Source organism: Pseudonocardia cypriaca (assembly GCF_006717045.1).
In the GTDB taxonomy this organism is placed as follows: domain Bacteria; phylum Actinomycetota; class Actinomycetes; order Mycobacteriales; family Pseudonocardiaceae; genus Pseudonocardia; species Pseudonocardia cypriaca.
Genome location: NZ_VFPH01000002.1, coordinates 1 through 21,364, shown reverse-complemented (window position 1 = coordinate 21,364; position 21,364 = coordinate 1). Strand labels below are relative to the sequence as shown.

The following is a 21,364-nucleotide window of genomic DNA, read 5'->3' as shown; positions in this document are numbered from 1 at the left end:
GGGATCTCTACTGCCAGCCCTTGTACTGCGCCAGGTTCTCGCGCGTGATCATCTCCGTGGGCACGAGCACGGACTGCTGCTCGAGAGCCTCGCCCGCGAACAGCTTCTGCGCCATCTCCAGCGCGATGCCGCCCTGGGTGTTGGGGTCCTGGGCGGCCGTGGCCTTGAACATCGACTCGGGCTTCTGCAGCTCCGCGACCGCCTCCGGGGACGCGTCGACGCCGACGATCACGAGGCCGTTGATACCGGCCTGCTGGGCGGCGAGCGTGGCACCGAGCGCCGTGGGGTCGTTGATCCCGAAGACGCCCTTCACGGTGGGGTTCGCGGTGAGCATGTCGGTGGCGATGGTGAGCGCCTTCGCGCGCCCGTTGTCGCCGTTCTGCTCGGACACGATCTTGATCTGCGGGTAGTTCTGCAGCGCCTGCTTGCAGCCGGTGACGCGGTCCTGGACGGACGAGATCGGCGTGCCGTTGATCAGCAGGATGTCGCCTGCGCCGCCGATCTGGTCGGCCAGGTAGGTGCAGGCCAGGTTGCCGGCCGCGGTGTTGTCCAGCGTGACCTGCGCCTCGGCACCGCGGGCGGCGACGTCGATCGCCACCACCTTGATGCCGGCCGCCTTGGCCCGCTCGACCGCGGGGCCGATGCCGTCGGAGTCGACGGCGTTGATCAGGAGCACGTCGATCTGCTGCTGGATGAACGCGTCGATCTGCTCGTTCTGGGCGCCGAGGTCCTGCCGCCCGTCCTGGACGTTGACGGTGGCGCCGATCTTCTCGGCTCCCGACTTCACGCCGTTGGCCATCGACTGGAAGAACGGGTTGGACAGGTCCTGCACCATCAGGCCGATGGTCTTGACCTGGGCACCGGCGCCGCCGCGTTCGGTGTTGACCGGGTCGCCCTCGCTACATCCGGCGGCCAGCGCGCACGCCAGCACCATCCCGGTCGCCACCAGCCGTGCCCGGAGCCGGCCGATACCCACACGCGCCATCGCTCGTCACCCTCGTTCCTGCTCGCGCCATCGCGGCGCGCAGATGTTAACGCACACATCAGACAGGTTCGACCGCTCGGAGCACTGCGGCCACCGAACGGTCGACGTCCTCCTCGGTGGTCGCGGCATTGGACACCGCGATGCGCATGAGGCGGCGCCCGCGCCAGGTGGTGCCGCCCATCCAGCACGTGCCGTCGCGCTGCACGGCGGCGATCACGGCGTCGGTGCGGGCGTCGTCGCCGAAGCAGACGAGGACCTGGTTGAGCACGACGTCGTTCGCGATCTCCAGCCCGCCCGCCGCGAGACCGGCGGCGAAGCGGGCGGCCAGCCGGCAGCACCGTTCCACCAGCTCCGCCATCCCGTCGGCGCCGAGCTCGCGCAACGCGGCCCACACCGCGAACCCGCGGGCGCGCCGCGACGACTCGAGGACGAGGTCCCCCGGCATCGGCACCGGGCCGCCCGATCCGGTGAGGTAGCTCGCCGTGTAGTTCATCGCGGCGACGTGCACCTCCGGGTGGGCGCAGATCGCGAAGCCGCAGTCGTAGGGCACGTTGAGCCACTTGTGCCCGTCGCAGGACCACGAGTCGGCCAGCTCGGCGCCGTCGACGAGGTGGGCGCGGCCGGGCGCGGCGGCCGCCCACAGCCCGAACGCGCCGTCGACGTGCACCCACGCGCTGTGCTCGCGGCCGAGTGCGATCGCCGCGCGCAGCTCGTCGCAGGCGCCGGTGTTGACGTTGCCGGCCTGCAGGCACAGGATCGTCGGCCCGGCCGGGCCTGCGGCGAGCACGCGGCGCAGGTCGTCGAGGTCGATCGCGCCCTGCGGGCCCGCGGCCACCAGCGCGATCGCGGCTGAGCCGAGGCCGAGCAGCCGCGCGGACCGGTCGATCGTCGCGTGGCGCTCCTCGCCCGCGACGATCCGCACCCGGGGCGCGCCCTGCAGGCCGTCGCGCTCGACGTCCCACCCCGCTTCGCGCAGCACGTGGTGGCGCCCGGCCGCCAGGCCCACGGTGTTGCCGGCCTGCGCGCCGGTCACGAACCCGACCGTCGCGGTCGGCGGCAGGCCCAGCAGCTCGAGCAGCCACCGGCTCGCGGCGCGTTCGGCCGCCACGGCCGCGGGGGAGAGCGCGTTGTTGAAGGCGGCCTGGTCCCATCCGACGGCGAGCACGTCCGCGGCGGTCGCGGCGGGTAGCGCGCCCCCGACGACGAACCCGAAGTAGCGCGGACCGGCGCTGCTCATCAGCCCGCCGTCGGCAGCCGCGACGAGCTCCTCCACGACCTGCGCCGGTGGCGTGCCGGTGCGGGGCAGCGGGCCGCCGAACCGCTCCAGCAGCGTGTCCGGGTCACATGGCGCCTGCACGGGCCGGTCGGGCAGGGAGGCCCGGTAGTCCGCGGCCACCTCCGCGGCGCGCTGCAGGAGCGATCCGAGATCCATCGCCGGATCGTACGAATAGATTGGGCCCCCGGACGCGTCCGATGAGGATATCGCAGGGGGCAGCATGAAGCGGGTCGACGCCGTCGTCGTCGGGGCCGGGATCAACGGGATGGCCGCTGCCGCCCGCCTGGCGGGTGCCGGGTGGTCGGTGGCGCTGGTCGACCAGCACCCGCGGGTCGGCGGGTTCGTGGCGGGGGAGGAGCGCACGGTGCCGGGCTACCGGCACGACACCTACTCCTCGTGGCACCCGCTCTTCGTCACCGGGCCGGTGTACGCCGAGCTGGGCGCCGACCTGCACCGGCACGGCCTGGAGTACGCGAACTCCGACGGTCCGGTCACCGCGTCGGTGTCCGACGCGGGGGACGTGACGATCGGCCACCGCGACGTCGAGCAGACCGTGGCGGGCTTCGCCGAGCCCGCCGACCGCGACGCCTACCGGGCGGCGATCCAGCGCTTCGGTGCGCACGCCGCCCACATCGGTGGCCTGCTGGGCAGCGAGCTGCGTTCGCCCGGTGTGCTCGGTCCGCTGTGGGGCCTCGCGCGCGCCGGCGGCCGCCACGAGCTCACCGCCTACGCGCGGGAGGTGGCGACCAGCGGGCGGGCGTGGCTGCGCACCCACTTCCGGGGCCCGGAGGCCGACCGGCTCTGGGCGCCGTGGCTGCTGCACGCCGGCCTCGCGCCCGACAGCGCGTCCGGCGGGCTGATGGTGCCGGTCTTCGCCGCGACCATGCACGCCGCCGGCCTCCCGGTCGTGGTCGGGGGCGCGGGGAACTTCGTGAGCGCGTGGGAGCGGCTGCTGGCCGAGCGGGGCGTCACCGTGCACACCGGGCGCCGGGTCGAGCGGGTGGTGCTGCAGGACGGGGCGGCCGCCGGGGTCGCGGGCGACGGCTGGAGCATCACCGCCGAACGGGCGGTGCTCGCGTCGGTGACCCCGCCCGCGCTGTACGGGTCGCTGCTGCCGCCCGGTGCCGTGCCGGCCGCCGTGGCGGGCGATGCGGCGCGCTTCCGCCCGGGTCGGGCGGCGATGCAGGTGCACGTCGCGCTGTCCGCACCGGTGCCGTGGCGGGACCCGGCACTTGCCGCCGTGCCGCTCGTGCACGTGTCGGACGGGTCGGCCTCCACGGCGATCGCATGTGCCGAGGCGGAGGCGGGGCTGCTGCCCCGGCGCCCGACGGTGGTGGTCGGCCAGCAGCACGTCCTGGACCCGTCCCGGGTGCCTGCGGGGGCCGCGGCGCTCTGGCTGCAGCTGCAGGAGGTGCCGTTCGCGCCGGTCGGCGACGCGGCGGGGGAGCTGGACGTCTCGGCGGGGTGGGACGCCACCCTCGCCCGCGGCTACGCCGACCGCGTCCTCGACCGGGTCGCGGCACACGCGCCGGGGCTGCGTGACCTCGTGGTGGGCACCGACGTGATCACCCCGGCCGATCTCGCCGCGTACAACCCGAACGCGGTCGCGGGCGACCCGTACGGCGGCTCGGCCGAGCTGGACCAGAACTTCATCTGGCGCGCCGGCCACGCGACGCCGGTGCCGCGGCTGTGGCACATCGGCGCGTCGACGCATCCGGGGCCGGGTCTCGGCGGAGCCTCCGGCCACCTCGTCGCAGGCAGGCTGCTCACCCCGACGCCCCGGGAACGCCTGCGCCGGATGATCTCCGTGCGGCCGGGGTGACAGCCGTGATCACTGCCCGGTGGGCGCGGTCTGCGGCTCGGGGTCGTCCGCCGGTTCGGCGCGCAGCGGTTCGAGCGCCGTTGTCTCGCCGAACCACAGCAGCGCGTCGTACCGGTCGCCGAGCGTGGACGGCACGTAGTTGCCCCAGCGCTCCTGGTCGGGGTGGTAGACGACGCCGATCGCCCGGTGGTCGAACGAGGTGCGCAGCCATCGTGGCTGGTCGTAGGTCTCCGGGAAGACCAGCAGGGACGGCTCGTCCCCGAGCGCCCGGTGCAGGAGGTCCTCGGCGCTGCCGTCGCGTGCGGGCGGCACCGGGAGGCGCTCGGCTGGCGCGCCCCACGACGATGCCGCCACGACGTCGCCGCGGTGGCCGGCGAAACCGACCAGCACCACCCCGTCGTCGGCGTGGCGCTCGTGGGCGAGCTGTCCGAGGCTGGTCATCCCGGCGGCTGCCATGTCGGTGGCCCTTGCGTCGCCGATGTGGGTGTTGTGCGCCCAGACGACTCCCTTCGAACCGGGTCCGTGATGATCGAGGAGCCGGTCGAGGGTGTCGGCCATGTGCACGTCGCGGACGTTCCAGGAGTCCGGCCCGCCCCGCACCGCGGCCCGGTAGTACCGCTCCGCGCCCGCGACGACCGCGGCGTTCTGCTCGGCCACGAACCGCTGGTCCGCCTCACCGGGGGAGGAGCCATCGGAGCCGTGGCGCTCGCACATGTCCCGCAGCACCTCGATCACCGCGTCCTCGCAGTTCTCCGGCACCCAGCGGGTCGCGCGGGCGTACGCCAACGGGTCCGGCCCGTAGGGCTCGAAGCAGGCGTAGGCGTCGAGCGCCGCCGACGCGTGGTCCGGATCGTGCTCGCGCAGCCACCGCACGACCTCGCGCATCGACCGTTGCAGGCTGTAGACGTCGAGCCCGTGGAAGCCGACCCGCCGCTGCGGCGGCAGCTCGGCGTTGTGCTCCCGCAGCCAGTTCATCGCGGCGCGCACGGCGCTGTTCGCCCACATCCACGTCGGCCACCGGTCGTACCCGCCGAGGGCCTCGTCGACGTCCTCCGGTCCTCCGGTCACGGCCCGGTGCAGGCGGCGGCAGTCCGGCCAGTCCCCTTCGACGGCGACGAAGCCGAAGCCCTTCTCCGTGACGAGCCTGCGGGTGAGCCGGTCGCGCCACGCGTAGTACTCGTGGGTGCCGTGCGACGCCTCGCCGATCAGCACGAGCCGGGCGTCGCCCGCCCGTTCGACCAGGGGATCGAGGTGCGAGTCGCTCTGCAGCGGCCGGGCGAGGGCACGGACGTCGGCCGGGTCGTCCATCGGTCCTCCTACTCCTGCGGCTCGACTGTGAACACGCGGTACGGGCGGTGCAGCACGGGGCGGGCGACGTTGTGCACCGGCACCCCGCCAGGGGTCCGGCCGTCGGGTGAGCCGGCGTGGGCGTGGCCGTGCAGCGCGAGCGCCGCCCCGCAGCTGTCGATGACGTCGGCGAGGAGGTGGCTGCCGAGGAACGGGTAGATCTCCCGCGGCTCGCCGTGGAGCGTCTCGGGTACCGGCGCGTAGTGCATGAGGGCGACGGTGACGTCGCAGTCGAGCGTGCGCAGCGCCTCGCCGAGACCTGCGGCGAGGGCACGGCCGCGGGCGGCGAAGGCCTTCATCTCCGGCTCCCCGAAGTCGGCCACCATCCCGTTGGGGAACCCGCCGCCGAACCCGACGGTGCCCGCGACGCCCAGCCGGACGCCGTCCAGGTGGAGCACCGTCGAGCTGCACTCCAGCACGACGATGCCGGCATCCGCGAGTGCTGCCGTGACACCGTCGCCTTCGTCGGAGTGCAGGTCGTGGTTGCCGAGCACGGCGACGACCGGCACCGGCGAGCCGGCGAACTCACCCGCGACGACCTTCGCCTCGGCCACCGTGCCGTGGCGGGTGAGGTCGCCTGCCAGTAGCAGCACGTCCGCCGTGCCCTCCAGCGCGGCGACGTCGTCGGTGTAGCAGCCGTGCATGCCCTCGCCGAGGTGGATGTCGCCGACGGCGGCCACCCGGATGCTCACGACGTCTCCTCCTTGGGTGGGATGTCCAGGTCGTCGCACAGCTCGAGGAACGCCCGGGCGAACGGCCATTGCTTCACCTCCCGCCGCAGCGCGGGCCAGTCGACCTGCTCGCGCAGTGCGCGAGCGTGCGGGAAGAGCCGGGCGAGGTCGCACGAGTGCTCGCTGAGCGCGAGCATCTTCGAGGCGAGGATCTCGGTGGCCGGTTGCACCGGCATGAGCACGGAGTCCACGCGCAGCTCGTCCGCGTCGGCCAGCTGCTCCCGCGTGACGGGCCGGTCGGCCGGCCGGAAGATCAGGTCCACGAGCGCGTCGCCGTCGTAGACCTTCTCCAGCCAGTCCTCCGGCGGGTGTTCGACGCGCAGGCCGGCGTGGGCGAGCGCCTGCAGGGCGCGCGGCACGTCCTCCTCCACGAGTACGAAGTCGGCGTCGTGGACCGGCTCGGGGCCGCCACGGGCCCAGGACGCGTAGCCGCCTGCGAGGGCGAACGAGACGCCTGCGGCCTTGAGCGTTGTGGCGACCCGCTTCAGGGCGGCCCGCAGCTCCTGGTCCGCTCTCTCGCCCGGTCCCGGGGTGGAGACCGTCACATCGCACCTCCCGTCACCAGCGGTACGAACGCCACGGCGCCCAGCTCCTCGCTGCGTCCTGCCCGGTACCGCACGAGCGTGCCGTGCCCCAGGTGGCCGACCGGGCAGACCAGCGCGGCGTCCGGGGCGAGCTGGTCCAGGAGCGCTCGCGGCGGCTCGTCCTCGGCCATGGCCGTGACGACGATCCCGTCGAACGGCGCCCGGTCGGGCGCTCCGAGCGTGCCGTCGCCGGTGCGGACCTCGACGTTGTCGTAGCCGAGCACCGCGAGCACGGTGGCGGCCCGGTCGGCGAGCTCGGGGTGGCGTTCGATCGTCACCACCGAGCGGTGGCACCGGGAGAGAACAGCGGCGCCGTACCCCGATCCGGTGCCGATCTCGAGGACGTGCGCGTCGGGCCCGGCCTGCAGCGCGGCCGCGCTCAACGCGACGACCAGCGGCGCGGAGATCGTCTGGTCGAGGCCGATGGGGAGTGGGCTGTCCCGGTAGGCCGCCCTCGCGACGTACGGGGGGACGAACCGCTCCCGCGGCACCTGCCGCATCGCGTCCAGCACGCGGGCGTCACCTATCCCGCGGGCGTGCAGGCGTTGCACCATCGCGGCCCGTTCCCGGTCGGCGCGGCTGGACACGCTGACCGAGTTCCCACCCCGGCGGAGGTCATGCCTCGGCGGCCTGCTGGCCCTTCGCGTACAGCAGGTGGAGGAAGTCGGCCCCGGCGAGCGCGGTGAACGTCGCGGTGATGAGGCGAGTCGCCCGCGGCGCGAACACGTATCCGAAGGCGAAGCCGGTCGCGATCCACACGTCGAGGCAGAACGGGCAGGTGACGAGCTCGCCGACCGCGTGGCGCACCCCGCTCGCCGTGCGGGCGTCCTCCATCACCTCGGCCGGTCCGCCGGTGCTCGCGTAGCGCGTGAAGGGCGCGCGGAGCGGGCTCGTGACCGCCTCCTTGCTGAGGGTTCGGGAGAGCTTGTGCGTGCCGGCGGTGATCAGCAGGAGGTCCCACGGGCCGATGCCGTCCGGGAGCCGGCGTCCCGACGCCGCCGCCAGGCCCGCCGCGCCCGCGACGAACGCGGCGAAGAGCGCCATCACGAGCACGTAGCCCCCGAGCGGGCGGTCCTGACCGTTGCGGTACGCGTCCGCCTCGTCCCTCGTCGCCTCTGCGAGGCCGGTCCAGGGCCGGGTGGTGCGGGTCTGGGTCATGTGTCGGTCCTTCCGCGTGTCGGCGCCGCCCCGGGGGCTACCCGGGAGTGGGAGTGCGAACCGGCTCGCGTGGGGACCGACGGCCTCGACGCGGCCGTCGCCGATGCCGAGAAGGCGGGCTGGCGAGTGCTCGCCCTCGTCGCAGGCGCAGCTGCGCTCAGAAGCCCACCACTCCGGCGACCGCTCTCCAGTCGGGTCTCAGGGCGGAGACGGTTCCGTCTCGGATCGTGACGCTGTCGAACGCCACCCAGCGGCGCCGGCACCAGCACGTGTAGACGGTGCCGCGCAGCGCCCGCCGTGGCGGGTGGCACCGATGCGGGTGTGCGGTTGTCATCCCTCGATCCTCCGATCCGGACGTCGAGCGGCTGGTTGTGCACTCGGGTCAGGGGTACCCACCGGTCGGTGGATCGACAGCTGACGCAGCGCCGGTTGCTGCGGACCTGGCTGCGGGCAGGCGTCGCCGTCACCCGGTCCCGCCAGGTTGGGTCCCGGCAGGCGGGGTACCACCCGGGTTCCCGAACCGGCAGGAAGGAGCCCGTCGTGGCGCAGCAGACCACCACGGATGTCATCAGCGAACTGACCACGGACCACCGGGAGGCGCTCGACCTGCTCGACCGCATCGCCAGGAGCAGCAACCCGGCCGAGAAACGCGATCTCGCCGACACCGTCATCGCGGAGGTCGTGCGGCACGCGATCGCCGAGGAGATGTACGTCTACCCGGCGATGCGCGAGCACGTTCCGGACGGGGAGAAGGAGGTCGAGCACGACATCGAGGAGCACAAGGAGCTCGAGGAGACCATGAAGCAGCTGGAGGCCGTCGACGCCTCCGAGGCCCGCTTCGACGACCTCGTGCGGAAGATGACCGAACAGCTGCGCCACCACGCCCACGACGAGGAGTCCGACCAGTTCCCGAAGCTGCGTGAGCACGTGTCCCACGAGGAGCTGGTGCGGCTGCGGGAGAAGGTGAACACGGCGAAGAAGGTCGCGCCGACCCGCCCGCACCCGAACGCGCCCAACAGCGAGCTGTTCCACAAGCTCGTCGGTCCGGGTGTGGGGCTGGTCGACCGGCTGCGCGACCGGCTCACCCACCGCAGCAACTGAGGTCCGGCCGCCCGTAGAGTGCCCCTCCGTGGTTTCGGACGGGGGCGCTCTGCGGGCGGTGGACGAAGGGGTCACCCGCCGGCTCAAGGCGCTGGCCTGCACCGCCCCGCTGCACGACCTGGACGCCCGCAAGACCCGGCTCGACTGGGTGGACGCCACCCGCTACCAGATGGCGGAGATCGCGCTGCAGGCGATCGACCAGGTCACCCTCGCCATGGACTTCGACCACGGGGCCGACCAGGCGCAGGTCGTGAAGCGGCTGCGGCCGTTCGTCGCGGCGCAGGCGCCCGCCGCGCCCGCCGGGGAGCACGAGCGCGTCGCGCAGTGGGTGATCGAGAACCTGATCAACGTGGGCAGCCTGGACCGCGGGTTCCAGGTCGACTACGGCAGCTTCACCGAGGACGGGCACTACGTGCGCCGCCGGTTCGACTTCAAGCTTCTCGTCGAGGTGGCCGCCCCGGACGGCGAGGTGTACCTGCGTGCCTCTGACGAGGCGATCAACGTGCTCGTCGGCGCCCTGGACACCGACGTCGAGTCGGCGCAGGTCGCGGCCGAGGTGAAGCTGGAGAACCTGATCGCCCGGGGCCGGCTGGGCGACGCCCGCCTCGCCGCCGAGCAGGCCCGCTACCGCACCGTGCAGTACGCGGAGGCGCTGCGCCAGAAGCTCGACGCGACCCGCCGCGACGTCCGGTCGGTCGACTGGCTCTCCGCGGTGCCCGCGCTGCTCGACGAGGCGCTCGCCCACATCGAGTCGCGCTACCGGGCCGAGACGGCGATCCTCGCCAACATCGCCGACGCCCGCGACGAGGCCACCGAGCCGGGGCGGCGCAGGCAGGCCGCTGAGCTGGTCGACGTCGTGGCCGACTGCATCCAGCGGCACACCCAGCTGCAGGCGCGGCTGCAGGAGGCGGGCGCGACGTTCCGCGCGGAGCAGGACCGCCAGCAGTTCAGCGGACGGCCCAAGCGGGCGGCGATCGACGTGTTCGGCCAGCTCCTGCGCCCGTGCCTCGCCCTGGACACCGCCACCGCCGCCGGCCCGGCCGCCGCGTTCTTCGGGGCCGGGGCGGGCGTGCGGGTGCCGAGCGTGCCCAGCCTGACGGGGCTGGTCGAGACGCTGCTCACCCCGCCGGTCGAGCGCGACCCGCTGGGGGAGCCGGTGGTGGAGCCCGAGCTGGCGCCGGCGACGGTGGAGCGGTTCGGCGAGGACCTCTGGAAGCAGTCGACCCGGCTGCTCGAACCCGACCACGGCGCGCGGCGGTTGTCCGAGCTGCTCGCCGAGGCGCGGGAGATCGACCCCGACCTGCCAACGCTCGTGGCGCTGCGCGTCGTGCACGCGGTCGGCTCCAGCGTCGGCACCGCGCGCAACCAGGGCGACCCGGCCGTCCTGCTCGCCTTCGACGACGGCACCGTGCTGCGCGACCCGGAGTTCGGCGGCGCCGACCTGCTGGTCGCCACCGCGGGCGTGCTCGGCGGCGAACCGGACGTCGGAGAGGTCGCATGACCCGCGAGATCCAGCCGCAGGACGTCGAGTCCGCGGCGCGGCTCGTCGCGCACGGGATGCGGCCGAAGGCGCTGCCGTCGCGCGACGCCGGCTACGGCGAGCTGGTGCGCCGCTACCGCGACGACGACGGGTTCGCCGACACCGTGCAGCGCGTCGCCGCCGGGCTCGGCCTCGTCGTGCTCGCGGTCGGCCCGCAGTCCGGGATCGTGCTGGCCGCGGTCGAGGAGTCGGTGTTCGAGATCCGCATGGACGAGTACGCCCGGCGCACCGTGCTGCAGAACCGCCACACCGACAAGATGCTGCACGGCCTCGCCCATCTCGCCGCCGCCGCGCTGGCGTTCCCGCGGCCCGACGACCTCGGCGACGACAGTTACGTCGGGCGGGTGTCGGTCGACCAGGTGGACGGCGCGGTCCGCGAGGCGTGCCGGGCGCTGGAGGAGCGGACGGCGGGCGGCGAGGCCGACCCGCTCTCGGACGCCCCGCAGCTGGAGGCGGCGTGGCGGGCGTGGCTGCGCCGGCCGGAGGCGACGGCCACGAAGGACGGGCGCGCCGGCGAGGCGACCACCCGCGGGATCGTCGGCAAGGCCCTGCGGTTCCTCGCGGAGCAGGGCTTCCTCGTGGCCGTCGGCACCGAGGGCGGCGTCTACCGCACCACCCCGCGCTACCAGGTGCAGGTGCGCGAGCTCGCCGCGCAGCGCGCGTTCGACGAGCTGCTGCAGCTCGGCGTGCTCCCGGTCGCCACGGCGGGCGGCGCGCTGCGCGCCCCGAACGCCCAGGGACTCGAGGCGCCCGATGTATGAGCTCTCCCGCGTCCGGCTGTTCTCCGTGGGCCCGCCCGGGGCCCGCTACCAGGACGTCACGCTCGACCTGCGCGGCGTGGGCGCAGGAGTGCAGGCCGCACAGCAGGCCGACCTGTTCGCACCCGACGACCTGGAGCGCGTGCCGCGCCGACCGTCCCCGGCGTCGGTGCTGTTCCTGGAGAACGGCGGCGGCAAGTCGGTGCTGCTCAAGCTGGTGTTCTCGGTGCTCCTGCCCGGGCGGCGGCAGGTCGTCGGCACGACGAGCACCACGGTGCTGGAGAAGTTCGTGCTCGGCGAGGACGTCGCCCACGTCGTGCTCGAGTGGATGCACACCGGCACCGGGCAGCTGCTCGTCACCGGGAAGGTGTCGGAGTGGCGCGGGCACGTCACGTCGCTCGACCCGGAGAAGCTCGGCGCCGCCTGGTACTCGTTCCGGCCCGCCCCCGGGTTCGGCCTGGACGACCTGCCCTTCACCGTCGACGGCCGCCGCGTCACGACCACCGGGTTCAAGGACCGGCTCACCGACCAGCACCGCGCGCTGCCGGTGCTGGAGCTCGTCTGGGAGACCGGGCCCCGTGACTGGACGCGTCACCTCGCCGACACCGGCCTCGATCCCGAGCTCTTCCGCTACCAGCGCGCCATGAACGCGGGCGAGGGCGAGGCCGCCGAGGCGTTCGCGTTCCCCACCGACGAGGCGTTCGTCGACTTCCTGCTGCGCGCCGTGCTCGACCCGGAGGAGCCGCAGAACCTCGCCGACCTCGTCTCCGGCTACGCCACGCGCCTCGCGCAGCGGGCCGACCTGGAGCAGGAGCGCGACTTCGTCGACGGCACGTTGACGCGTCTCGGCCCCCTGACGGAGGCCGAGCGGAGCGCCACGGCCGCCCGTCACGACGAGGCGGCGGCGCAGGACGGTGCCCGCGCGCTCGCCGCGGCGATCGTGGCCCGCCGCCGGGTGGAGGACGAGCGGCTGGCCGTTGCTGCGCAGGCGCACGCCGCCGCGCAGGAGCGGGTGCGGGCCGCCGAGGTGCGGGAGCGCCGCCTGCAGGAGGTCGCCACCGAGCTGCGCCGCCGGGTCGCGGCCCTGGAGCTGGCGGCGGCGCAGGAGGCCGAGACGGCCGCCCGGCGCGCCCACGCCGAGGCCGAGCGGCAGGTCACGGCGTGGCAGGCCGTCGAGCCGGTGCTCCGCCACCGGGTGGCGGAGGCCGAGGCGCGCCGGCTGCGCGGTGTGGTGGACGCCGAGCAGGAGCGGGCGCGGCCGGCGCTGCGGGCCCGCCAGGAGGCAGCCGGCGCGCTCGCCGCGGGGCTGCGTGCGATGGTCCGCGAGGCCGAGGACGCGGCCGGCGCAGCGGAGGAGGCGGCGGCCGCCGCTGACGAGCGGGCCGAGACCGCGCGGGCGGCCGAGCTGGCCGAGGTCGGCGCCGCCGCCACCCACCGGGCTGCAGCCGACCAGGCCCGCCGCGAGCTGGCCCGGATCGAGCGGCGCACCGCCGTCACCGTGACCGCGGGCCACCTCGCGGAGGGGGCGGACGTGGCCGCGGCGGGCGCGGCCGCGGAGAGCGCGGCGGAAGCGGCCCAGGCGGAGGTCGGTGCCCTGCACGCGGAGCTGACCGGCCTGCGGCACGCCCGCCGCGCGGCCGACGAGAGCCGCGGCACGGCCCGGCGCGCCGAGGACGCCGCGCGGGCCACCGCGGAACGTGCCGAGTCGGCGTTGGCCGATGCCATCGCCGCCCGCGACGCACTTGCCGGCGAGCCGCGCCTCGCCGAGCTGCTCGGCGTCGAGGAGATCCGGCCGGACACCGACGCGTCCGCCCTCGACGAGCGCCTCCTCGCGGCGATCGGGGCGGGGGACCGCAGGCGCACCGAGCTGCTCGCCGCGCAGGACCGCGACGCGCGGGCGCTGCGCGCACTCGGCGCGGGCGGGCTGCTGCCCGAACCGGCGGAGATCGAGCAGGTGCTCGCGGTGCTGGAGGGTGCCGGGATCACGGCGTACTCGGGCTGGCGCTACCTCGCGACGCTTCCGCAGGCACAGCGCACGGCCGCCGTCGAGCGGCTGCCGCACCTCGTGGCGGGCGTGCTGCTCAACAACCCCGAGGACGCACCGCGGGCGCGGGAGGAGCTGGAGCGGGCGCGGCTGCTGCCGTGCGCGGCGGTGGTCGTGGGCGCCACGTCGGCCGTGGAGGCCGGCGGGAGCGCCCCGGGCGTCGACTTCGTGGTGCCGCCCAACCCGGCGATGGTCGACGAGGCGGCGGCCGACCAGGTCCGCGAGGAGCTGGAACGCGAGACCGCGCAACGTGCGGCGGCGCTGGAGTCGCTCGGCGTCCGCCTGGAAGCGGACCGCGCCCTGCTCGCCCGGCTGCGCGCTTGGCGGGAGCGGCACCCGGTGGGGGAGCGCGACGCGCTCGAGGAGACCGTCGACTCCGCGCGCTCGGCCCTCGCCGGCGCTGCCCGGGAGGCGGAGCTGGCCGATGCCGAGGTCAGCGCGCTCGACGAGCGGGCCGACCACCTGGAGCAGGACGCACCCCGGCTCGCCGCCGCCGCCGAGACGGCCCGGGCCCGCGCCGCGGCGCTCACCCCGCTGCTGGCGGAGGTGCGGCGCAGGCCCGAGCTGGACGAGCAGGTGCGGTCCGCGACCGCGGCCGTCGAACGCGCGGAGGCGGCGGCTGCGGCCGCGCGTGCCGAGGCGGCCGATGCCCGCCACGACGCCGACGAGGCCCGCCGCAGCCGCGACCGGCAGCGGGCCGTCGCCGACTCGAGCCGCACGGAGCTCGCCGAGCTGCCGCTCGACGGCAGCGAGCCGGACGGCGAGACCCCGGACGTGGCGCTGGAGGTGCTGCGGGCGGAGTACCGCAACGCCGAGGCGGCGTACTCGGCCGCCGAGGTCGATGCCGACCTGCGCGCCCGCCTGGGCGACGCGGAGCGGGAGGCGAGGGCCGCGCAGGGCGCCTTCGCCGAGCTGCCCGCCGAGGTGCGGGCGACCGCGGACGCGCTGCTGCGCTCTCCCGACGCGGCCGATCCCGCCGCCCGCCGGGCCGCGACCGCCCAGGCCCGGTCGGTGCTCGCCCACTGCGCGGAGACGCTGCGGGAGGCGGGCGCCGAGCTCGCGGTGGCGAAGCGCGAGGCCGTTCGCTACCCGGCCGGTCCCCAGTCGGTCGAGCCCTACGGCGAGCCCACCGGCGTCGAGCACGGGCGCGAGCTGGTCGAGCGGGCCGAGCGCGACCGGCGGGCGGCCGCCACCGAGGCGAGCGCCGCCCGGGACGGGGCCACCGCCGCCGAGTCCGCGCGGCGGGCGGCCGAGGCGTCGGCCGAGGGGTTCCGGCACGTCGTGGCCGGCCTGGACGACACCGCGGTGAGCGCCGCCGAGCCGGGCGCCGCGCCGTTCGCCGGCGACGTCGACGCCGCGCTGGCGCGCTGGAAGGAGCTGCGGGCCGCGGTGCGGGACGCGGCCCGGGACCGGGCCGCCGCCGAGCGCGCGGTGCGGACGGCCGTCGATGCGGTGGCGCAGTTCGCGCAGGAGACCCGCTTCTCCTCGGTGGCGAGCCCGGTGCGCAGCCACCTGCTCGGCGTGGCCCGCGCGGACATGCCGGGGCTCGCGGCCGAGTGGGAGCAGGCCCTGCGACCTCGCCTGCGCTCGCTCGACGACGACCTCGCCACGATCGGCCGGCACCGCTCGGGGATCGTCACGCGGCTGCAGGGGATGGTGGGGGAGGCCCTGCGCACGCTGCGGCTCGCGCAACGGCTCTCCGAGCTCCCCGAGGGTCTGTCGGACTGGTCGGGCCAGCAGTTCCTGCGCATCCGCTTCGACGAGATCGACGACGCTGCCCTGCTGCAGGAGCTCGGCGAGGTCGTGGACCGCACCGCCGGGGAGCGCGCCGGGAACGCCCGCGACCGCCGGGACGGGATGTCGCTCCTGCTGCGGGGCGTGCGCGCGGCGATGCCGAAGGGCGTGCGCGTCGAGATGCTCAAGCCGGACGCGGTGCTGCGCACCGAGCGGCTGCGGGTCTCGGAGATCCGCGACGTGTTCTCCGGCGGGCAGCAGCTGACGGCCGCGATCGTCCTCTACTGCACGATGGCCGCGCTGCGCGCCCACCAGCGCGGGCAGGGCAGGCGCGCGCACGCGGGCGTGCTCTTCCTCGACAACCCGATCGGCCGTGCGTCGGCGGGCTACCTGCTGGAGCTGCAGTTCGGCGTGGCCCGCGCGCTCGGCGTGCAGCTGATCTACACGACGGGCCTGTTCGACGCGGGCGCGCTGAGCGCGTTCCCGCTGATCATCCGGTTGCGCAACGACGCCGACCTGCGGGCGGGCCGCAAGTACCTGTCGGTCGACGACCGCGTGGCGAGGCAGCTGGCCGGACTGGACCCCCCGGACGGCAGCGGCCAGGTCGCTGCGGCTCGCGTGTACCGCCGCCCGGAGCCCGTTCCAGGCTGATCATTTCCGACGAACGGCGCCTTCGTCGGATAGGTTCCGACCAACGCGCCGTTCGTCGGAACGGTCAACCGACCGCAGCGCTCTTCGGTTCGGTGCTCGTCTTGCGCAGGTCGCGGCGGAACGTCTCCGGCGCCTTCCACACCGCGATCATGGAGAGCACGGCGCCGAGCATCACGTAGCCGGCCACGAGCGGCCAGCGGGTGCCGTCGGGTCCGGCGAGGGCGGTGGCGACGAACGGGGTGAGTCCGCCCGCGAGGATCGAGGCGATCTCCCGGCCCGCCGCGGCGCCGGTGTAGCGCCGGTCGGCCGGGAACAGCTCGGCGAAGAACGCGGGCTGCACCGCGTTGATCGCGTTGTGCCCGAGGTTGAGCACCAGGACGTAGCCCAGCGTGATCAGCAGGAACGACCCGGTGTGCAGCAGCCCGAAGAACGGGAAGGCCATGACGAACACGACCACGGAGCCGAAGAAGTAGACCGGGCGGCGGCCGATGCGGTCCGACACCGCGGCGAACACGCCGTGTGAGACGAACGCCAGCACGGAGACCACGAGGATGGCGTTGTTGAGGGTGCCGCGGTCGATCCCGAGCGCCTTGTTGCCGTAGGACAGCGCGAACACGGTGAGCAGGAAGTAGGGGAGCGCCTCGGCGAACCGCAGGCCGAGGATCAGCAGCAGGTTGCGCCAGTCGTCGCGGAACGTCGCGACGATCGTGCCTGCGGCGGCCGGTGCGCCCGGCTCCTCGGTGGTGGGGGCGACCGACTCCTGGAAGACCGGGGTCTCGGAGAGGCTGCGTCGCATCCAGAACGTCACGACCAGGATCACGGCCGAGAGCAGGAACGGCACCCGCCAGCCCCAGGACAGCAGGTCGGCCTCGGGCAGCGTGTAGACCCAGGCGAACGACAGCGTGATGAGGATCTGCGCGGAGAACCCGCCGGTGTTCGGCCACGCCGTGAAGAACCCGCGCCGGTTCGGCGGCGACGACTCCAGCACGATGATCATCGACCCGCCCCACTCGCCGCCGACGGCGAAGCCCTGTGCCAGGCGCAGCACGACCAGCAGCACGGGCGCCCAGATGCCGATCGTGTCGTACCCGGGGAGCAGGCCGATCAGGATCGTGGAGATGCCCATCACGGTGAGCGTGACGAGGAGCGTGCTCTTGCGGCCGTGCATGTCGCCGCGGCGGCCGAAGAACAGGCCGCCGAGGGGCCGGGCCAGGAACCCGACGGCGAACGTCCCGAACGCGGCGAGGGTCGCGACGAACCCGCTGCTGTCGGGGAAGAAGACCTGGGGGAACACGACGGCTGCTGCGGTGCCGTAGACCAGGAAGTCGTAGTACTCCAGCGTGTTGCCCAGGAAGCTCGACGCCGTGACCTTCCAGGCGTAGCGGCGATCTGGTTGCGCGACGGTCGCGGCCATGCGACAGCCCTTCTCGAGAGGGTGGGTGCGGGAACTATGACTCGTCTACGGTTAACCGTCAACGGTTGACGTTGACCGTCGACCGCGCGAGCGCCTAGGGTGGCCCCACCCGAACGAGGAGCGTCGATGATCGTCAGCCCCGTCCACCGGCCGCCGTTGGGCGAGCAGCTGCTCGCCCAGGTGCGCGCGCTGATCGTGCGCGGCGAGCTGGAGCCGGGCACCCACCTGGTCGAGGGGTGGATGGCCGAGCGCTTCGGGGTGAGCCGCGGCCCGGTCCGCGACGCGCTGCGCCAGCTGGAGCTGGAGGGTCTCGTGGAGACCCGCAGGCGCGGCGTCTACGTCCGCGGGCTGTCCGAGGACGACATCGTCGAGCTGTACGCCGTGCGCGGCGCACTGGAGTCGCGGGCGGTGCAGGACGTGATCGCGCGGCGGGCGGACGTCGACTGGACGCCCCTCGACGGCGCGGTGGCCCGGATGCGCGCAGCGGCCGCCGATGCCGACCCGCCCGCGTTCGCCGCCGCCGACCTCGACTTCCACAGCGGCTTCTACGACCTGGGCGGCAACCGCAGGCTGGCCGCCACCTGGGCGCTGCACCGGCCGCTCTTCGCCGCGATGCTCGCCGTCACCAACACCACCGACCGCGACCTCGACCCGATCGCGCAGGACCACGCCGACCTCGCCGAGATCGTCCGCAGGGGCGAGCTCCAGCCCGCGCTGGCCGCGCTGGACGAGCACCTCGCCGGCTCGTGCGGCCGCATGCGCACGGTGCTCGCCGAGCGCACCCGCCGAGCCTCCTGAGCACGAGAACGTACGAACCGAGGGAGACCCATGCCGCAGTCGAGGGCCGAGGTGCTGGCCGCCGTCCCGACCTTCTTCGACGAGGACGGTGAGCTCGACCGGGAGACCACGGTCGCGCACCACGCCGCGCTCGCGGGACGCGTCGACGGCGTGTTCGTGGCCGGCACCACCGGCGAGTTCCCCGCGCTCGACCGCGCCGAGCGGCGAACGCTCACCGAGCTGGCCCTCGACGCCCACGGCCCGGACCGGGTGGTGGTCCACGTGGGTGCGGCGAGCACCCGCGAGTCGGTGGCGCTCACCCGCGACGCGGTCGGGCTCGGTGCCCGCCGCATCGCGGCGCTGACGCCGTACTACCTCCCGGTGGACCCCGCTGCGGTGGCCCGGCACATGGCCGCCGTGGTCGACGCGGCCGGCGAGGCGCTGGTGTACGGGTACCTGTTCACCGAACGCACCGGCGTGGTCCTCGACCCGGCGCGGTTCGGCGAGCTGGCCGCGGAGGTCGGGCTGGCCGGCGTGAAGCTGTCGGGGGCGGCGAACGAGCGGCTCGCGGAGTTCGTCGCCGCGCTGCCGGCCGGTGCCCGGCTGTGGTCCGGCGCCGACACCACCCTGCCCGCGGTCGTGCGCGCAGGCGGGGCGGGGATCGTGTCAGGGCTGTCGGCGGCGTTCCCGGAGCCGTTCACGGCGCTGGCCGACGCCGTGGCCGCGGGGGACGCCGAGGCCGAGCGGGCCGCCCAGGTCCGCGCGGACGCCGTGCTCGACGCCCTCGGGGGCACGGTCGAGGGCATCAAGGCGGCGCTGCGCCACCTCGGCCACGGCACCGGCACGCTGCGCATGCCGTCCCCGGACGTCCCGCCCGCTGCCCTGGAGCGCATCGCCCGGCTCGCGGGGCCCGTGCCGGTCGCGTGATCACGCGTTCCTTCCCGACCCTCGACGAGGGGAGGCAGTGCCACGCCTCGACGGTCGCGGTTGCCGGCGGGCGCCCGGTCGTCGCCTGGTTCGCCGGCACCCGCGAGGGCACGCCCGACAACCGGATCCACGTCGCCGGGCCGGGCGGCACCCGCGTGCTCGACACCGGGCGGAACGTGGCCCACTGGAACCCGGTGCTCGCGCCCGGCCCCGACACCGAGCGGAGCTCCGCGGAGCGAGCAGACAGCAGAGCGCTCTGGCTCTTCTGCAAGGTGGGCGCCCGGATCTCGGAGTGGGTCACGCTCGTCAGCCGCTCGCACGACGGCGGCGGAACCTGGGAACCGGTGCGGGAGCTGGTGCCCGGCGACCGCTCCGGCGGCCGCGGCCCGGTGAAGAACCCGCCACTCGTCACGCCGGACGGGCTCTGGCTCGCACCGGCCTCGGTCGAGGAGTGGGGGGAGCGGCCACGCTTCAGCCCGTTCGTCGACGTCTCGGCCGACGGCGGGCGCACCTGGGAGCGGGCGCCGATCCCCGTGGACCGCTCGGGCCTGCGGGGCGCGGGCCACATCCAGCCCGCGCTCTGGTGGGGCCGCTCCGGTCCGGTGGCGCTGATGCGCAGCACCGAGGGCCGCGCGCACCGGTCCGGCTCGCCCGACGGCGGGCGCACCTGGACGGCCGCCGAGCCCACCGGACTGCCGAACGGCAACTCCGGGCTCTCCGCCGTCGCGCTGCCGTCGGGCCGGGTGGCCTGCGTGCACAACCCGTCGACGACCGACTGGGGGCCGCGCTGCCCGCTCGTGGTCTCCGTGTCCGACGACGACGGGTGGAGCTGGCGGCGGGCGCTGGTCCTCGACGACGGCGCCGGTCCGGCAGGAGGCTTCGCCCCGGGCGACGGCGGCGTGGTGACCAGCGGTGCGGGGGAGTACTCCTACCCGACGGCGGTGCTCGACGGCGATCGGCTCCTGGTCAGCTACACCTGGCAGCGGCGCGGGATCGTGCTGGCCGAGGTGCCGGTCGGCTCCCTCTAGACGAGATCGCTCCGACTCAGCACACCCACCACCCGGCCGCCCTCCACCACGGGCACCATGCGCAGCCCGTGCTCGGCGATGAGGAGCCGGGCGCTGGAGATGGAGTCCTCCGGTGAGAGCGTGACGACGTCCTTCGTCATGACCGACCCGACGGTGCGGCCGCTCGCGCGCCCCGACAGCGGCTCCTTGCCGAGGAGGTCGGCCTCGCTGACGAGCCCGACCAGCTGCTGTCGCTCGTCGACGACCGGAAGCGATCGGTGCCGCAGCTCGACCAGCCGGGCGGCGATCGCTTCGACCTGGTCGGTGACGCGGGCGGTGACGACGTCGGTGGTCATCGCGTCGCGCACGCGGCCGGTGCCGGGGTGGGCGGGCGCCTTCCGGCGGATGGGCAGCGCGCCGACGAGGTCGTCGTCGCCGCGGAATCGCTGGGTCAGGCGCGTGAGCGGGCCGGGCCGGGACCGGGCGCGCAGCAGGTCGCTGCGCGTGACGATCCCGACGAGCACGGTGCCGTCCACCACGGGCATCACCCGCAGCTCCCCGTAGGAGCGGAGGCGGTGGGCCAGCAGGCTGACGCTCGCCCGCGGTGGGACGGACAGCACGTCGGGGTTCATCACGGCGCCGACCCGTGTCGAGTCGGTGCCGCCCTCCTCCCGGTGGCGCAGCACGTCGAGCAGGCTGACCATCCCGACGAGCCGGAACCTCCGGTCGATCACCGGCAGGGCGCTGAACCTGAGCTCGGTCATCTTGTGCACGGCCACGTCGAGGGTGTCGTCGGGGCCGACGGTGACCACGCGGGTCGTCATGATGTCCCGTGCGCGCAGAGCCATGCGGTGACCGTAGCGGCGCCGGCGGTGATCGTCAGCCCGATGAGCGGGCCGACGATCACCCGCGGCCCGTGTCAGCTCGCGAGGAACTCCACGAGCAGGTCGCTGACCTCGTCGCCGTGCGTCCACAGCATGCCGTGCGGCGCGCCCTCGATCTCGACGTAGCGGGCGTTCGGGAGGCGCTTGGTGAACTCCCGGCCGGTGGCGTCGATCGGCAGGATCCGGTCGTGGGTGCCGTGCACGATGAGCGCAGGCACGTCGATCTTGTCGATGTCGGCCCGGAAGTCGGTGCCCCAGGTCGGCACCACGGCCCACGACGCCAGTGCGCCCGCGCCCGCGGCGACGTTCCAGCTGTTGCGCAGGGCCTCCTCGCTGATCCGCGACCCGAGCGTCTCGTCGAGGTTGTAGAAGTCCTGGTAGAACTGGGTGAACCAGGCGTAGCGATCACTGCGGGCGGTGGCGAGGATCCCGTCGAAGACGGACTGGTCGACGCCGGTGGGGTTGTCCGAGGTCTTGATCAGGTACGGCTCGAGCGAGGCCAGGAAGACGGCCTTCGCCACCCGGCCGGAGCCGTGGCGCGCGAGGTAGCGGGCCACCTCGCCGGTGCCCATCGAGAAGCCGACGAGCACGGCATCCTGCAGGTCCAGCGTGGTGAGGACCTTA

Annotated in this window: 19 protein-coding genes; 8 read left to right on the top strand and 11 right to left on the bottom strand. The window is 74.7% G+C overall.

What is annotated here, in order from left to right; genetic code table 11:
* Window positions 1–7: 7 nt before the first annotated feature.
* A complete protein-coding gene (locus FB388_RS17935; protein WP_142103338.1) occupies window positions 8–985 on the bottom strand; it encodes an ABC transporter substrate-binding protein in 978 nt (325 codons plus the stop codon).
* A gap of 58 nt (window positions 986–1,043) precedes the next feature.
* Window positions 1,044–2,417, bottom strand: a complete 1,374-nt coding sequence (locus tag FB388_RS17930; protein ID WP_142103336.1) for a pyridoxal phosphate-dependent decarboxylase family protein — start codon at window positions 2,415–2,417, stop codon at window positions 1,044–1,046.
* Window positions 2,418–2,481: 64 nt separating this feature from the next.
* On the opposite strand from FB388_RS17930, the gene FB388_RS17925 reads away from it, so the two are divergent.
* Window positions 2,482–4,083 (top strand): phytoene desaturase family protein, encoded by a 1,602-nt coding sequence (locus FB388_RS17925; protein WP_142103334.1) that lies wholly within the window; start codon window positions 2,482–2,484, stop codon window positions 4,081–4,083.
* A 9-nt stretch (window positions 4,084–4,092) separates the two neighbouring features.
* On the opposite strand, the gene FB388_RS17920 is transcribed toward FB388_RS17925, so the two are convergent.
* From FB388_RS17920 to FB388_RS39970, 6 genes are all read right to left on the bottom strand, one after another.
* Entirely contained in the window at window positions 4,093–5,391 is a 1,299-nt protein-coding gene (locus tag FB388_RS17920; RefSeq protein ID WP_142103332.1) for an erythromycin esterase family protein, read from the bottom strand.
* An 8-nt stretch (window positions 5,392–5,399) separates the two neighbouring features.
* A complete protein-coding gene (locus FB388_RS17915) occupies window positions 5,400–6,116 on the bottom strand; it encodes a metallophosphoesterase family protein (RefSeq protein WP_281290502.1) in 717 nt (238 codons plus the stop codon).
* Window positions 6,117–6,118: 2 nt separating this feature from the next.
* Window positions 6,119–6,706, bottom strand: coding sequence for a hypothetical protein (locus FB388_RS17910; protein ID WP_246122152.1), 588 nt, complete (start codon window positions 6,704–6,706; stop codon window positions 6,119–6,121).
* Window positions 6,703–7,332 (bottom strand): protein-L-isoaspartate(D-aspartate) O-methyltransferase, encoded by a 630-nt coding sequence (locus FB388_RS17905; RefSeq protein ID WP_211362090.1) that lies wholly within the window; start codon window positions 7,330–7,332, stop codon window positions 6,703–6,705. Before FB388_RS17905 ends, FB388_RS17910 begins: the two co-directional genes overlap by 4 nt.
* 28 nt (window positions 7,333–7,360) lie before the next feature.
* Complete coding sequence (locus tag FB388_RS17900; RefSeq protein ID WP_142103328.1) at window positions 7,361–7,903, bottom strand: DUF1360 domain-containing protein; 543 nt, start codon at window positions 7,901–7,903, stop codon at window positions 7,361–7,363.
* A gap of 157 nt (window positions 7,904–8,060) precedes the next feature.
* Window positions 8,061–8,237, bottom strand: coding sequence for a hypothetical protein (locus FB388_RS39970; RefSeq protein WP_211362089.1), 177 nt, complete (start codon window positions 8,235–8,237; stop codon window positions 8,061–8,063).
* A gap of 68 nt (window positions 8,238–8,305) precedes the next feature.
* Between FB388_RS39970 and FB388_RS17895 the strand changes: the two genes are divergently transcribed.
* From FB388_RS17895 to FB388_RS39460, 4 genes are read left to right on the top strand one after another with little or no spacing between them, the layout of a single operon-like run.
* The gene (locus FB388_RS17895; RefSeq protein ID WP_246122149.1) at window positions 8,306–9,004 is read left to right on the top strand and encodes a hemerythrin domain-containing protein; all 699 of its coding nucleotides are present in this window, start codon (window positions 8,306–8,308) and stop codon (window positions 9,002–9,004) included.
* 28 nt (window positions 9,005–9,032) lie between these two features.
* A complete protein-coding gene (locus tag FB388_RS17890) occupies window positions 9,033–10,505 on the top strand; it encodes a hypothetical protein (protein WP_425468564.1) in 1,473 nt (490 codons plus the stop codon).
* Window positions 10,502–11,305 carry a hypothetical protein gene (locus FB388_RS17885; protein ID WP_142103326.1) on the top strand — a complete coding sequence of 268 codons (804 nt, stop codon included), beginning with the start codon at window positions 10,502–10,504 and terminating at the stop codon, window positions 11,303–11,305. Before FB388_RS17890 ends, FB388_RS17885 begins: the two co-directional genes overlap by 4 nt.
* Window positions 11,298–15,731 carry a hypothetical protein gene (locus tag FB388_RS39460; RefSeq protein ID WP_170225714.1) on the top strand — a complete coding sequence of 1,478 codons (4,434 nt, stop codon included), beginning with the start codon at window positions 11,298–11,300 and terminating at the stop codon, window positions 15,729–15,731. Before FB388_RS17885 ends, FB388_RS39460 begins: the two co-directional genes overlap by 8 nt.
* 64 nt (window positions 15,732–15,795) lie before the next feature.
* Here FB388_RS39460 and FB388_RS17875 read toward each other — a convergent pair whose 3' ends face one another.
* Window positions 15,796–17,145 carry an MFS transporter gene (locus tag FB388_RS17875; RefSeq protein ID WP_142103324.1) on the bottom strand — a complete coding sequence of 450 codons (1,350 nt, stop codon included), beginning with the start codon at window positions 17,143–17,145 and terminating at the stop codon, window positions 15,796–15,798.
* Window positions 17,146–17,271: 126 nt separating this feature from the next.
* Between FB388_RS17875 and FB388_RS17870 the strand changes: the two genes are divergently transcribed.
* Genes FB388_RS17870 through FB388_RS17860 form a run of 3 tightly spaced genes read left to right on the top strand, consistent with a single transcriptional unit; the run spans window position 17,272 to window position 19,877 of the window.
* Window positions 17,272–17,943: a GntR family transcriptional regulator gene (locus FB388_RS17870; protein ID WP_142103322.1), complete on the top strand. Its 672-nt coding sequence runs from the start codon at window positions 17,272–17,274 to the stop codon at window positions 17,941–17,943.
* A gap of 30 nt (window positions 17,944–17,973) precedes the next feature.
* Window positions 17,974–18,849 (top strand): dihydrodipicolinate synthase family protein, encoded by an 876-nt coding sequence (locus FB388_RS17865; protein WP_142103320.1) that lies wholly within the window; start codon window positions 17,974–17,976, stop codon window positions 18,847–18,849.
* Complete coding sequence (locus tag FB388_RS17860; protein ID WP_142103318.1) at window positions 18,846–19,877, top strand: exo-alpha-sialidase; 1,032 nt, start codon at window positions 18,846–18,848, stop codon at window positions 19,875–19,877. The genes FB388_RS17865 and FB388_RS17860 overlap by 4 nt, the downstream gene beginning before the upstream one ends.
* On the opposite strand, the gene FB388_RS17855 is transcribed toward FB388_RS17860, so the two are convergent.
* Both FB388_RS17855 and FB388_RS17850 read right to left on the bottom strand, forming a co-directional pair.
* Window positions 19,874–20,704, bottom strand: a complete 831-nt coding sequence (locus FB388_RS17855; protein ID WP_142103316.1) for a CBS domain-containing protein — start codon at window positions 20,702–20,704, stop codon at window positions 19,874–19,876. The two genes, FB388_RS17860 and FB388_RS17855, sit on opposite strands and share 4 nt — an antisense overlap.
* Window positions 20,705–20,775: 71 nt before the next feature.
* A partial coding sequence (locus tag FB388_RS17850) for an alpha/beta fold hydrolase (RefSeq protein ID WP_142103313.1) occupies window positions 20,776–21,364 on the bottom strand: 589 nt, incomplete at its 5' end.

Excerpts from the sequence above, each read along its gene's own strand:
- FB388_RS17935 (WP_142103338.1), bottom strand. The coding sequence starts at position 985 with ATGGCGCGTGTGGGTATCGGCCGGCTCCGGGCACGGCTGGTGGCGACC.
- FB388_RS17930 (WP_142103336.1), bottom strand. The coding sequence starts at position 2,417 with ATGGATCTCGGATCGCTCCTGCAGCGCGCCGCGGAGGTGGCCGCGGAC.
- FB388_RS17925 (WP_142103334.1), top strand. The coding sequence starts at position 2,482 with ATGAAGCGGGTCGACGCCGTCGTCGTCGGGGCCGGGATCAACGGGATG.
- FB388_RS17920 (WP_142103332.1), bottom strand. The coding sequence starts at position 5,391 with ATGGACGACCCGGCCGACGTCCGTGCCCTCGCCCGGCCGCTGCAGAGC.
- FB388_RS17900 (WP_142103328.1), bottom strand. The coding sequence starts at position 7,903 with ATGACCCAGACCCGCACCACCCGGCCCTGGACCGGCCTCGCAGAGGCG.
- FB388_RS39970 (WP_211362089.1), bottom strand. The coding sequence starts at position 8,237 with ATGACAACCGCACACCCGCATCGGTGCCACCCGCCACGGCGGGCGCTG.
- FB388_RS17885 (WP_142103326.1), top strand. The coding sequence starts at position 10,502 with ATGACCCGCGAGATCCAGCCGCAGGACGTCGAGTCCGCGGCGCGGCTC.
- FB388_RS39460 (WP_170225714.1), top strand. The coding sequence starts at position 11,298 with ATGTATGAGCTCTCCCGCGTCCGGCTGTTCTCCGTGGGCCCGCCCGGG.
- FB388_RS17875 (WP_142103324.1), bottom strand. The coding sequence starts at position 17,145 with ATGGCCGCGACCGTCGCGCAACCAGATCGCCGCTACGCCTGGAAGGTC.
- FB388_RS17870 (WP_142103322.1), top strand. The coding sequence starts at position 17,272 with ATGATCGTCAGCCCCGTCCACCGGCCGCCGTTGGGCGAGCAGCTGCTC.
- FB388_RS17865 (WP_142103320.1), top strand. The coding sequence starts at position 17,974 with ATGCCGCAGTCGAGGGCCGAGGTGCTGGCCGCCGTCCCGACCTTCTTC.
- FB388_RS17855 (WP_142103316.1), bottom strand. The coding sequence starts at position 20,704 with ATGGCTCTGCGCGCACGGGACATCATGACGACCCGCGTGGTCACCGTC.